The organism is Novosphingobium resinovorum (assembly GCF_001742225.1).
Taxonomy (GTDB): Bacteria; Pseudomonadota; Alphaproteobacteria; order Sphingomonadales; family Sphingomonadaceae; genus Novosphingobium; species Novosphingobium resinovorum_A.
On record NZ_CP017075.1, the window covers coordinates 3,092,563 to 3,105,515 of the forward strand.

General features: G+C 63.0%; 7 protein-coding genes. 1 reads left to right on the forward strand and 6 read right to left on the reverse strand.

The window, feature by feature from the left end; translation table 11 throughout:
* Nucleotides 1–3: 3 nt before the first annotated feature.
* The 6 genes from BES08_RS14505 to BES08_RS14530 form a co-directional block, all read right to left on the reverse strand.
* Nucleotides 4–3,207, reverse strand: coding sequence for a UvrD-helicase domain-containing protein (locus BES08_RS14505; protein WP_069708740.1), 3,204 nt, complete (start codon nucleotides 3,205–3,207; stop codon nucleotides 4–6).
* Nucleotides 3,204–5,750 (reverse strand): PD-(D/E)XK nuclease family protein, encoded by a 2,547-nt coding sequence (locus BES08_RS14510; RefSeq protein ID WP_069708741.1) that lies wholly within the window; start codon nucleotides 5,748–5,750, stop codon nucleotides 3,204–3,206. Before BES08_RS14510 ends, BES08_RS14505 begins: the two co-directional genes overlap by 4 nt.
* Before the next feature lie 335 nt (nucleotides 5,751–6,085).
* Nucleotides 6,086–7,654, reverse strand: coding sequence for an ADP-ribosylglycohydrolase family protein (locus BES08_RS14515; protein ID WP_069708742.1), 1,569 nt, complete (start codon nucleotides 7,652–7,654; stop codon nucleotides 6,086–6,088).
* A 143-nt stretch (nucleotides 7,655–7,797) separates the two neighbouring features.
* Entirely contained in the window at nucleotides 7,798–8,736 is a 939-nt protein-coding gene (locus BES08_RS14520) for a helix-turn-helix transcriptional regulator (RefSeq protein WP_069708743.1), read from the reverse strand.
* A gap of 51 nt (nucleotides 8,737–8,787) precedes the next feature.
* Nucleotides 8,788–10,773: an AAA family ATPase gene (locus tag BES08_RS14525; protein ID WP_197524391.1), complete on the reverse strand. Its 1,986-nt coding sequence runs from the start codon at nucleotides 10,771–10,773 to the stop codon at nucleotides 8,788–8,790.
* A 282-nt stretch (nucleotides 10,774–11,055) separates the two neighbouring features.
* On the reverse strand, nucleotides 11,056–12,411 hold the full coding sequence (locus BES08_RS14530; RefSeq protein ID WP_069708745.1) for a tyrosine-type recombinase/integrase: 1,356 nt from the start codon (nucleotides 12,409–12,411) through the stop codon (nucleotides 11,056–11,058).
* Nucleotides 12,412–12,770: 359 nt separating this feature from the next.
* Between BES08_RS14530 and BES08_RS32930 the strand changes: the two genes are divergently transcribed.
* Nucleotides 12,771–12,947 carry a ribosome modulation factor gene (locus BES08_RS32930; protein ID WP_155986223.1) on the forward strand — a complete coding sequence of 59 codons (177 nt, stop codon included), beginning with the start codon at nucleotides 12,771–12,773 and terminating at the stop codon, nucleotides 12,945–12,947.
* The last annotated feature ends 6 nt before the right edge of the window (nucleotides 12,948–12,953 follow it).

Sequence of the window (12,953 nt, forward strand, 5' to 3'; positions counted from 1 at the left end):
GGGCTACTCGTTGGGTGAAAGTGGTTCGGCGGCGTCCGGCGACCCGCTGCCGGCCTGTGGCCCGGCCAGTTCTAGCCGCCCGTGGTCGACCCAGAACACCGCCACCCCTTTCAGCGGGTGGTGCGGGAACAGCTTTGCCACCAGTGCCACATAGCTTGACAGCTGTGGCCAGTAGGAACCGAAACCCTCGCCCCCGCCGCCGGATTTATGGTCGATAAGTATGCATCCCCCTGATCCAACGGCCAGAAGATCGATGGTGCCGGGGATTTCGGCCCCCTCTGGCGAGAACCCAAGGACCGGGATTTCGGCGCGCAGGTCGGTATAGCCCTCGGCCGCCAGCCAGTTTCTCAACGTCTCGGCGCGCTCGGAAACCAGCGTGATCGTGGTTTCCTCGAGCCCGGTGGCAGCGGCCAGTGCCGGGATGAGTTCAGGCCGGGTCAGGCAGGTACGCAAGGCCAGATGGAGGGCCGTGCCGCGTGTGGCGTCGTTAAGCGTCTTGGGCCATGGCGCACCAAGGTCGATACTGCAGGTTTCCGGCGCAGCACCCGCACTGCGGGTTTGTGACGGTTGCAGTCGCCAGGGCGTCAGGGGCGCTGCGGGCAAAGCCGTCGCCGGACCGAAGCGGGAAGCCACAGTGGTCGCCCCATTCGCATATTCGGTAAAGCCCGCCTGGTCGGGCAGTTGCGTGATGACCGCAGGGCAGTCCACGCCACCGATCCGCAGGCAGCCGGCCGCGATCTGCGGGGCGCAACTGTCCTCAAGAAGGTGGAACAGGTTTTTTGCCTCGAGCGCGTCTTCCTCGCGATCCTTGAGAAAGCCTGGCCATTCCAGCACCAGCCGGTCACGGGCACGGGTCAGCGCGACATAAATGAGATTTTTCGCATTGGCCTCAAAATCCGGGCGGCGGTCTTCGATGAAGCGACGCTCGGCCTCGGGGGCCGCAAACCCAGGCGTGTGGATCAGCGCGGCAGAGCCAAGCACAACGGCCATATCGTCGATCCGGTCGAGCGCATCGAAACGCGTTGCGGTAGAGCCGGCCCATTCCTCGATGCCATTGTCGAACTCGGCCACTACGGTGATCGGCCATTCGCGCCCCTTTGAGGCATGCCAGGTCACGATCTCGACCGCCTCGGCACTGTTGGCTGCCGGATCAGGACGGCGGTCGAAGTCACGCTCATCCGCGCGGGCATCGAGCCAACCGAGGAACACTTTCGCGGTCTCGCCATGGAAGCCCGAGGCAGCCTTGAGGTCGCGATGCGCGGCCTCGAACTCACCGGCCTCGGCCTCGAGGCGCAAAAGATCAGCGCGGGACTGGGCCGCATCGGGCTGGCTATCGGCCCAAAGCCGCAGGTCGGCGGCATCAAGCACCAGATCGAGGCCCGCAGCAACCGGCAGACTTGCCAGCCGGGCCGACAGGGCTACAAGCCGCATCAGCACCGGATCATCCGCCAACCGCCCTTCGATCTGTGAGGAAAGCGCCGCTTGCAGGGGCAGCGGATCGGGGCCAAGCGTGCGCAACAAGAGCCCCGAATGAATGTCGGCGGGGTTCGCGGCAAAGGCCAGCGCGGCGCGGGCTGCGGTAACGACGGGGCTTTGTGCCCAGCCATCTTCACTGATGCGCACGGGAACGCCGCGAGCGCGCAGCTCCTCGGCATAGCGGGCGGCGGTAGTGTGGCGGCATACGAGGAGCGCGATATCCGAGGGCCGTACCGGGCGCGTCGCCTGCGTGTAACGATCGGTGATGGTATCGCCGTCGGTCAGGATGCGGGCGACACGCTCGGCGATATGCTCCTGCGGCTTCGATGCTGTACGTACGCCGCGCGATTTGGCCGCATTCAGCACTTCAATGGCAGGACCAGCGACCGGATCGCGGGTTGGCACCAGGGGATTGTAGCCCGCACCAAAGAGGCTCGCACCCATCGCATTGACGAAGTCCATCACCGCAGGCGTCGATCGCCAGTTGCGGTCCAACGGCTGCGTTGCATCGGGGTTCGCCGCCGCCAAGGCCTGCGAAAGCCGCGCATCGGCACCCTGAAAGCCCATGATTGACTGTTTCACATCGCCCACCAGCAGCGTGCGAGGCGCATGCGCCCCGAGTTGCCACAAAAGCGCGAATTGCACGGGGTTGGTGTCCTGGAATTCATCGATGATGACACAATCGATTTCATCCAGCACGGCCCGCCGCACAGCCGGATCTGTCCGTAAGAGCCGCTCGGCCCCCACGATCATGTCGGCGAAATCGATTAGGCTAAAGGCCTTCTTGCGGGCATCATAGGCCTCCATCACCTCTTGCGCACAGGCGATCAGACACGACAGATGCAGCTTCGCATCCGCAAGCGGACCGGGATGGGCGTGCAGGACATCAGCTGCCTCGATGATGGCGGTCGCCAGATCGTCATAGCCGTCGGGTGTTTTCGTGCGGCCGTTCGAGGTGAACAATCCGCGCAGGCCTTGCCAGAGGCCCCAGTCCCGGCCGAGCAGCCCTGGATCACGGGACACGCGGCGGAAAAGAACAAGGTTCTTCTCAAGCGTCTCACGCGGGCCTTTGGCGGTAACGGTGGCCATGCCGCCTTCGGGAAAGGCCGCGACCATCGCCAGAACTGCGGCAGTCAGCGCAGCACCGGCGGAAGTAGGATCCGTCAGCACTTCGCCGTAAACCTCATCAAGCCGCGAGAGCGCTTGCGCGATCAGACCGGGATCTCGCCCCTTGTCACCAAGGCCGCGCAGAAGGTCGATCATCGAAAGCACCCTACCGCGCAAGTTGTCCTCGACTGTCGCGCCTTTTTGCCAGTTCGCCTCATAGCCGAAACGCTCGGGCTCGGCCTTGATCGGGTCGAGCGATTTGGCATGGGCCAGGGCCTGACGGATCAAAAGGTCACGCTCGGCATCGCCCAGATGGCGCGGCTGCGGTGAGGCACCCGCCGCCAGCGCGTGCTCAGTCAGAAGCCTGAGGCCAAGCCCGTGGATCGTGGAGACATAGGCACGTTCAACCGCCATTGCCTCGGAAACCAATCCATCAGCCAAAAGCCCGGCGCGGATCCGTTCGCGCAACTCGCCCGCTGCGGCCTCAGTGAAGGTGACAGCAAGGATGCGTTCAGGCCGCACCACGCCGCGCTTCACCCAGTCGGAAAGCTGGGTCTTGATGCGATGGGTTTTGCCCGCGCCCGCGCCGGCGGGGACGATGACCAGTCCCTGATCCATGGTCATTCCTCCTCGATCTGACGGATGAAGGCGGTGACGAAGGCCGAGCCATCAGTCAGCGCATAGGGGGTGAAGCCGGCCTCTTTCTTGAAGAAGGCTTCATCCTCGGATGTGTTTAGCACCACCCGGCCTGCGCCGAGTTCCTCCAGCCGCTCGGCCAGTTTTTCTACAGCGCCTTCATTCACTGCATCGCCCATGTCGCGGGCAGGCGAGCCATCAGTCAGCGGCAGGCCGGATGTCAAAAGACCGCCGTCATTCATCAGATGATAGGCAACGGCGACCTTGCGGCCGATCAAGGGATCCATCCCGTCGCCCTCGCGCCGATGCGGTCGCGCGATCATGTCCCGATAAAGGCCTGCCTGCAGATCCCAACCCGCTTCCATCCGCTTACGCCGCCCCGAAGTGCTGCTTTTCTTGTGGTCAACGATCAGCAGCGCGCCATCCGGCAGCTCGATGATCGCATCCGCCTTGCCATGCAGGCTGATGCCATGCGCCTCACCGGCCAGCCAGATCTCGTTACCGATAATCTTTGCCTTGAGCGCCAGCAGATGGTCGCGCCAGCGCAGAGCGGCGGCCATGATCTCGCGCTCAAGCCCCCTGCGCTCCATCTCCCATGACGGGCTGCGCAGGTAGCCGGCATGGCGGATCAGAGCGCGCTCATAGGCTTCGGGCACCGCGGCGGCCAATGTGTCGGGGTCCGGGATGGACAGATCCTTCAGGAAGACATGTTCGAAAACGTCATGCGCGATATTGCCCTTGGCCATGACGTCCAGTTCCTCGGCCGACCAGGACATGTCCTCCGCCCCCACCTCGCCCAGGAGCCAGGCGAGCGGACTGACCAGCAGCGTTTCCAGCCGCGAGGGCGATTGCGGTTTCGCCGTGCCATCATCCTTGCGCCGCAAGGAGAGTAGGTCTTGGCCCGCAAAATCCAGCGCCTCAGGCAGTTCGAGAGCCTCAGCCAAAGGCGGCAGATGATGATGCGCGACCGGCCAGTCGCCGGGTGAAAGACGCGACAGATCGGTGATCAGGTCGCTGGCATCCTCGACGCCGGAGATGGCCCGCGCCACTAGCGAAAGCCCCGCCGAGGGTTGCAAGCGCCCACCCGACAGATCGCGCCACGGAACGAGGAAGGTGATGCTGTCCGTCACCGCCTGCAGCTGCTGGTCGAAGAGCGAAAGCCCCTGCGCCAGCCCCTCGGCCCGGCCACGCAATGCTAGGCCGGTGGCTTCGCGGAGCGCAGCAATCTCGCTGTCCAGAAACAATGGGTTGGCGCGCGGCCGGGTGGGGTAAAGCCCGTCGGTGAAATCGGTCACGATCAGGTGCCGACAGGACCGCCAAGGACTTTCATGGGCGGCCCACAGGCTGACGCCTTCCAGATTGCGGTCCGGCTCCGCGCTGGTGTGCGGCATGACCTGAATACCGCGCAAGATCGCCTCCCAGTCGGGGGCGCCTTCGCCCGGCGGGACCGGCAGACGCGCCCGGACCTGATCGCCCTGCGCAAGCTGATCGCAAATGCGATCGAGCAGAAAACGCAACTGCGCCAAGCTGCTAGCCGAGGCGCGGATGTCGTCCCAAAGTTCCTTGTGCGCAGGAGTGGCGGTCAAGATCGCGCCGCGGAAGTCACCGCCCATCAGACTTTCGGACAGATCGCGCCCGGTCTGGGCGGACCACGGCATCAATGGCGAAAGCGCGAGGCTCGCCAGTACCATCGCTGGGGTCGGCGGGCGTTTGGCCAGCGTCAGATGCAGCGCGGTCTCACCGATGATATCGCGTTGGGGCAAAGCTGCGGGCAGACCCGAGAGCGGCACGCCCTGGGCGGCAAAAGCGCGGGCGATCTGGCGCGGATCACCTGCGGTAAGCACGGAAATCTCGCGCGCCGGAAGGCCGTCATCGATCAGCGCACGGGCGCGGGCGGCAGAGAAGTCGGCCGCAGCCGCCGGATCGCGCAGACCGAAGAAAGCGAGGCTGCCATCGAGAGGCGCGGCTTCGAGCTGCTGTGCGGTCACCCCGCCCTGTAGGGCGTGGAGCCGGCTGCCGAGTGCCGCCGCTCGGAGTCGAGGGGAAGCCGGAACCGAACCGAACTCCTCCTTCAACCGGGCATAAAGCGTCTGCATCGCGGCAGGCGCCAGCGGATCGATCGAGCCTTCGACCACCGGAACCGGGTCGAGAAAGCGCCCATTGGAGAGGTTCAGCACATGGCGCAGCGGTGCAAGACCTTCGGGCAGACCGTCCCCCAATGTCCGCCATAGACCGATCAGTGCCGAGAGATGCCGCTTTGCCCGGCTGTCAGACAGGTGATCGACTACAGGCACCCGCAAGTCAGGCGTGGCCAGCACCAGATCTTCCAGCGCCGTCGTCACCGCCGAAATCGTCTCGACCGGTGCATTGGCGAGGCTATCCGCCCAGACAGGATCAGGCACCTCGGATATGGCGCGCCCCGGCGACCACTCCGGCGGGATCGGAGCCAGAGATAGCTCGGCCAAGCCGGTATCTGTCAGCCGATACTGCAAACCGGAACGTGGATCGATGACGAGGAACGGGTAATGCATGCTTGTTTCAGTCCGAATGTGGGGCGCGCCGGCGCTATGGATCAGTCAATCACCGGATAATGGGCGGCGCCCCAGTCCCAATCAGCTGCAGATTTCATGGTGTCGATGAAAATCTATCAAGCACCGGGTCCTGATCACGAAGACACCGCAACTTTTCGCGAAAGTAATCGAATTGAGACATATGTTTAAACAGCTCTTTTTGAAATGTCTTGCTTCTTTCATGAAGCGTATCCGGCGCGCGAGGGTCAATACAGAAAGCGGCGTGATAAGTGGCGTTTGACGCGTCATCTCACCGGCGGTTGTTGCCCGCAAGTTCTTGCAGACCTGGCATTTGATTACCCCCCCGGATAGAATTCGAATAGTGCATCGGCTGCGTCCGGACGGTGTAACAGCCGGTCATGATCGCGCGCGAGGCGGCCGATAATATCGGCACCCTGAATGACGGTCGCCCATGGATGCGACAGCACGGCATCGGGGGTCATGACGCCCAACATATTGCCTGCAATCGCGCCGGTGGAATCGCTGTCGCCGCCGTGGGTCACCGCGATGCGCAGGCACTCGTCCAGGCCGCTCCCCCGGAGGCAGGCGTAAAGTGCGATGGCCAGCGCCTCATCGGCCGTCCAGCCGCCGCCCAGGCTTTCGACGGTTTCGGGCCGCCCGTCTTGCCTCGCCGTAAGAGCTGCGTGAATGGCGTGGGCGGTCTCATCGCCACCGTCCAGCCGGGCATACTCCGTGGCGATCCGCTCGGCGGCCCGCTCCAGCGGCTCGCCCGCTGCGACATCGGCCAGCATCTCCGCCCAGGCGGCGGCTGCGAGTTGGCCGGTGATATGGCCATGGGTCAGGGCCGAGGTCTCGATCGCCCAGGCTCTCACCTGATCGCGCGGCGCGATCAGAGCAACTGGGGCGACCCGCATGATCGTGCCGCAGCCCTTGCTGTCATTGCGGGCCGGGTCGCCGAAACGGCCGCTGGCACCCAGGGCCGACATACATGTCATGCCCGGGGCGCATTTTGACCAAAGCCTGCGGTCCTCGATCAGACCTATATCATCTGTCTCTGCTCGCGAATGCCCTTCCTGCGTCCGGTACCATCGCAGCAGCGCGTGATGAACGACGGAAGGCGGGTGACAAATGCCGCGCAACTGGCCTCGGATCCGTGCGCGGATCATGCCCTCGGCGGTGAAGAATGTCATCTGCGTGTCATCGGTAATAGCGCCCCGCTGTCCGCCATAGGGGGGCAAGTCGGTGAGCCCCGCCGGAAAGCGCGCCTGGATGGCCACCAGAGAGTGGAATTCGATGTCGGCGCCGAGACTGTCCCCCATGGCGCCGCCCAGCAAGCAAGCCTGCAAGGTCTTGGCGCTGTCGCTCGACCCACTGGCCTGATCCCGCAACCATTGCTCTTGTGCGCGGGTTTCAACGGCGCCGGGCCGAACAGAACGCACTTCTGCGATAGCCCGCGCCGCGCTCTGTCCCCGTTCGATCATCAGCAGGGCCGCGATCGTCCCGGCACGGCCCAGACCGCCCCGGCAATGGATTAGAACCTTGCCGCCACGTTCGAGTCTGTCATGGATCCGGCGCGACAGCCCGCGCCAGAGTCCTGCACTGTCGGCGGCAGGCACATCGACATCACGGATCGGGAAATGCAGCCATTCCATGCCGCGCGCTTTCAACGCCTCGCCCAGCCCGCGGACGGCCAGCATGTCGAACTCGTGGTCCTCGATCAGCGTGAGCACCATATCTGCGCCCCAGGACGCAACCGCATCAAGATCAAGCGCCAGATCACGGGCCCAAGCTGCGCCGAACACGCTGTCCCCCTGCTTGCCTGGGCAAAGTGTGAGGCCGATCTGGCCGTTTGCAAGCGGCAGGCTGTCAATGCGAAGGGGGTGGGTGGTGCTCGTGCGGGACAAATGTATCTCCTTGAACCGGGTCTCTGCTTAATAGAGCAGGGATACGTCAAATCCGGTCGTATGAATCTTTGCCACGGCATTGATGCGAGCACAATCGCAGGGCATTCTCTGGGTCACGTGGTTCGCTGAAGACTTATCTCCGACTATCCTGGCGATAGGACCTCCACCCGATCCCCCCATCGAGCCAGATACCACTCCATTTCCTGCCGTCCACCGGCCCTGAACCGCACGACCAGCGATCGATCCTCCAGCCGTTCCAATGTCTGCTTCGGGTGGAACACATATCCCGCCGCCTCGTCCGCCACGTCTGGCAGGAAACGCCATTCGACATCCTGTGGATCATTATCGCGCCAGATACCGAAGCTTTCGGACAGCCATTCCTGCAAATCAAACCCTGCGGGCCGGGTATAGACGTCAGGCTCCAGCGAAACCCGCTCAAACCCGGCCAGAGCGAACAGGCGCAGATCATCCTGGTACTCACTCCAGGCCAGCAGGTATTGGCGGCCTTGCCCGAAGAGCATGGCGACAGGACCAAGGCGGGCGTTGCGTGACAGTTTGCCCGTGCTGCGAGCGCGGTGGTCGGTCGAAACCATGACGCCCGCAAGAATTGCCTCGCGCAGGGCCGAGAGTATCTCGGGTGCGATTTTCTCGCGTGGACCTGGGCGGAAGGCGACCCCATCGGCCATAAGCTGAGCCTCCAGATCGGCCGCAACCGTCCGGCGTCGATCTGCACGAAACATTGCCTGCACCTTCGCAAGCAGACGCTCCAGCGTTTCGGCGGTCAAATCATCGCCTTCACGCCGTGCGATGGCGGCTGCCCTGTGTCCGGCGGTCAGTTCGTCCAGTGTCGGCTCAACCATTTTTCCCAAAGAACCCGGCGGAAAGCGCCAGTATTTCCGACCGCTGTCGCCGAGGATTTCCTCGATCTGCGGATAGGTATTGCGCACAGCGTCGCGCATGCGTTCTGCCGTCCGGCGCGACACGCCGAATTCCCGCTCGATATCGACAAGGCAAATCCCTTCGGCCGAGCCCTGCATCGTCAGAGCCAGTTTCTGCAGATCTTCCTGACGGGCGTAGCGCATGGTGCCTCCGGCCAAATACCGCGCCAGCTTCGCGGCGCGGCATAGGGGGTGTCAACGGCCAAAGCCGATTGGGCGCGTCGCCCCTTCTTTTGCTTCCGCTTCGCGGGCCAGTTCCCGCAGGATTTCCCGCGGGCGGGTCTCGTCCAATGCGTGCATCCTGCGGGCCACATTCGCGAAATCACCCGGCGCAAGCCGGTCGAGACGTAACAGCCCATCGGGGATTGGCAGGGGAAAATGGGCGCGCCATGCCGAATCGAGTTGATCGCCCGAGAGATGGTCGAACCGGATGCGAAAGGTGAAACGGCGCTGCGTTGCGGCGTCCAGCTTTTCGACTAGGTTGGTGGTGCAGACGAATGGCAGGGGGTGGCTTTCCATCCAGGTTAGCATCTCGTTGACTTGGCTGACCTCCCAGCTGCGCTCAGCATTACGGCGATCCGCAAGCAGGCTGTCCGCCTCGTCGAAGATCAACATTGCACCATCTGCACGGGCATCGGCAAAGGCGCGCGCGATATTCTGCTCGCTCTCACCCAGCCATTTCGAGATCAGATCTGATGCGCGCTTTTCGATCACCGGCATGCCGATAGTGCGGGCCAGTTGCCGCGCCCAGGCACTTTTGCCGGTGCCGGCCGGACCGTCGAGACAGAAGCTGACCCGCCGCGGTGCGTCGGGTGCCGCCAGCCGCGTCTCGATCAGGCGCAGGTCGAGATCGGCATTGGCGAGTTCGGGGCTCCACGGCGCCTCGGAATGGTGGCGCGGTGCCGGGTCGGCACCGCCCCTTGCCAGCCGTGTCGCCGCATCGAGCACCCGTGTGACCATCTGATCGCCGCCATCGCAAAGCCGGGCGACGCGCATCGCATCCGAGACCAGCGCAGGTGCCTGATCATGTCGCTCGGCGAGGTCCGGCAGGCTGGCCATGGGGATACCGACCGCGTGGCGGGTTTCCAGTCGCTGCCAGATCCGCGCCCGCACTCGTCCGGAAGGTGGACGCATCAGCGCGGAATAGCTCATCCTGCGCAGGAAGGCTGGATCGCAGGCTTCCACCGAGTTCGTGGTCCAGATCACAGGGATCGGGTTGGTCTCCAGCATCCGGTTGGCATGGACTTTGGATGGGCGGTCATTGCCGTAGAAGGGGTTGGCGCCCCCGAACAGATCCTCCATCTCATCGAAAAGCAGGATCGTGTCAGACCGCTCGCCCAGCATCCGGCAGGCCATGCCCATCTCGGCCAAACGTTCTCGGCGGGAGGGCTCACCACCTTCATCATCGGCTTCCCCCACGGCACGAAGCTCGGCACCGATCTGGCTGGCCAGCACCTTGGCGAATTCGGTCTTGCCTGTGCCGGGCGGACCATAGAGCAGGATGTTCACACCCCGAGCCCGGCTGGCCAGAGCCCGGACGGTCAGGTCGCGCATGATTTCGGCTTGATGCCCCAGCCCCTCGAAATCCTGCCATTCTGCTTGCGGAGGTTGCGCAGTCGGGAACATGATGCCGATCAGGTCGCCAACACCGCTCACATCCGCCATGAGCGCCGTCAGCAGCCTTTCCGACAGATCGAATGGCATGCGATTGTAACGCCCGCCACGATTGCGCTGCACCAGCCCCGACGCAACGAGTCTCCCCGATGGCCGCAGTGCCGCCCGGATTTCGGGCTCCACCGCCCCGCAGAACCAAGACAGCAGAAGCGGGAGGGTAACCTCCTTCGTGTCCAGCGCGCCATCGACGACATGCTCAAATCCGTCGAACACCTTGTAGTGCGCGGCGAAGGTCAGAATTCCGACATCAACCTGCGACAGGCCGAAATGTGCGCCCAGTGCGCCGCAGTTTCGGTTCAGGATTTCTCCATCACCGCCACCGGCCTTCGGCACCAGATTGCGGCTGATCTGGCGGAACTTCGTCCACCAGATCGCACCGGGGCGTGAGCGGGGGCGTTCAGGGCAGTCGACCTCGGTCAGATATTCGAGCCAACCGGGCAGTTCTTTCGCCACGCGGCTTGTCGGGCCAAAGCGCCCCGCCAAGCGGGCGATCAGATCGAGGGTCAAATATTGTTCGTGGCTCATGCGGCTCTCCATCGTTCCAGACAGAGATAATGGGGCAATGCGACAGATATGGACGTATCAGTCAGCGCGGCGGCACACGGAGACAGTGACCGTCATGTGGGACACGACGAATCCAAAATGCTGCGCAAGCTTTACGAATGGAACCAACCAATCCATCGCGTGCGTGGCCGGTTCTAGAGATGTTTGGAACATGGAGGTGTTCTTACTGCTTGCGCGAACACGATGGCGAGGTCTTGCCAAAGCCGCCTGTCCTCCATCAGCAGGCTAGGCAGCAAGTCGTTGCTCTCCGACTTTCAGCGCATCTTCCCCACTGGCCTTGCGGAGGAAAAGCGCGAGCGCGGCCTTCCGAGAATCCCGGTCAAGCGCATAGGTAGTCTGCCTAAATTTGACCCCATCGAGCAGCCCTTGGATATAACCTGAGATCGTGTCGGCAGCCATAATGAGGGCCGTGTCGAGCGTGTGAATGTACTTGCTCGTGACCGTGCCCTTGGAGTGACCGACCAGTGCGGCGATCGTAACTTCGGTGAAGCCAAGATCATTTGCGATGCTCGCGAAGCTATGGCGCAGGACATGCGGCGTCACATCGGACAGCGGGGAGTCTCTAAAAATTTGCCTCCAATGGTTGGGAAAGCCGCCGAAGGCGTTGTCCTCTCCCTGGCCGGGAAAGACATACGTACCCGTCGCGGTCTTGCGGCGTTCTTCCAGATACTCGACCACAGCAAGCCCGATGGGACGAACCGAGGCACCTTCCTTGCTGTCCACGAGACGCATGCAACTCGCGTCGGTGTCTGCTTCGGTCCACATGAGACCGATTATCTCGCTGCGGCGGCAGCCAGTAAGCGCGATCTGGCGAATGATTTCGACGGTCATTTCAAATTTCGGGGTTGCAGCCGCTTCGCGAAGAATCTCGCCCAGGATCCGGTACTCGGCTTCGATGAGACGACGATCGCGTACATTGTCCTTGGGCTTGCGGATGCCGTGTGCCGGATTGGTGATAATGATCCCGGCTTCCATTGCATAGGTGAAGATGCCGCCAAGAAGTCCAATCGTTCGTGTGGCCGTGCCGGCGCCGCCTGTTACAACGGCCTTGCCGCGTAGCTTCTTCGTCTTCACCGACACCGCCGTCTTGCCAGCCATGATGTCCTTCAAAACCTTGGCGATGTCGGCTTTCGCCAGGTCCTTAACCCGACGGCTGCCGATGAGCGGGATGATGTGCCGATGAATCCGACCGGTGTCGGTGATAATGGTGGTTGCCTTCTTCGGTCGACCACCTTTCCCGAGGATGAGACCGGCTTCGAGATCTTTGAGATACATCGCGCACAGCTCTTTGACAGTGACTGCCTGATGATCGAGCAGGCGTTCCTCCGAGGGGTTATCACCCTGCGCAACGCGGCCGAGCTGCACCTTCGCCTCTTGCCGCGCCGTCTCCGCCGTCCAGATGCCATGGAAACCGATCGTGTAGCGACGGGTTCGACCTGCGGCTCGATATTGGATAAGGTAGCTGCGTTTTCCGGACGCGAAAACGCGAAGGCCGAAGCCTGGCAGCTCGTCGTCCCAGATGAAGTAGTCCTTCACACGGACCGCGGCTGCGTCCACGACGCGCTTCGTCAGCTTGGCCATTACGCGTTTCCTCCTTGGAGAGCCGGTTGCCTCCACGGAAGCACCACGGAAGCAGGCGGATGAAAGTTGGAGCGAAGTTCCGGATACAGATTTCGGCGGGGGAAACCGAATTGTCCATACATTTCAAGGCAGTGTAGTATCATAGCGTGTCCTAGCGTGCTTTTCGGATAGCCAGGACAAATTGCTCCGAAGGCAGAGGCCACAGGTTCGAATCCTGTCGGGTGCACCATATCCCCACATTGACGTCTCATCGCCCCGCGCAGTTCATCGCGTTCATGGCGCTGTCTGCCGTTAACATGCGTTAACACCTGCATCTTGCGCGTGCGTTGCCGCGTTGCAGCAGGCAGTATCCGCAAGTCATGAGCCGCACATTGTCCAATGTTCAACGTGCCCATTTCTGGGGCATCAAGGCCGCGCAGGCCGGTATTCCGCTTTCGAGCAATCCTTACGCCAGTCCCCAGCAGAGAGCCGCATGGGAAGCCGGCTATCGCCACGATCCGTTTGCGCAGGATCGGCGACATTCACTGCCCAATTGAGGCGGA

Bases quoted from the DNA above. Each gene is read 5' to 3' on its own strand.
- BES08_RS14505 (WP_069708740.1), bottom strand. From the start codon at position 3,207: ATGACCATGGATCAGGGACTGGTCATCGTCCCCGCCGGCGCGGGCGCG.
- BES08_RS14510 (WP_069708741.1), bottom strand. From the start codon at position 5,750: ATGCATTACCCGTTCCTCGTCATCGATCCACGTTCCGGTTTGCAGTAT.
- BES08_RS14520 (WP_069708743.1), bottom strand. From the start codon at position 8,736: ATGCGCTACGCCCGTCAGGAAGATCTGCAGAAACTGGCTCTGACGATG.
- BES08_RS14530 (WP_069708745.1), bottom strand. From the start codon at position 12,411: ATGGCCAAGCTGACGAAGCGCGTCGTGGACGCAGCCGCGGTCCGTGTG.
- BES08_RS32930 (WP_155986223.1), top strand. From the start codon at position 12,771: ATGAGCCGCACATTGTCCAATGTTCAACGTGCCCATTTCTGGGGCATC.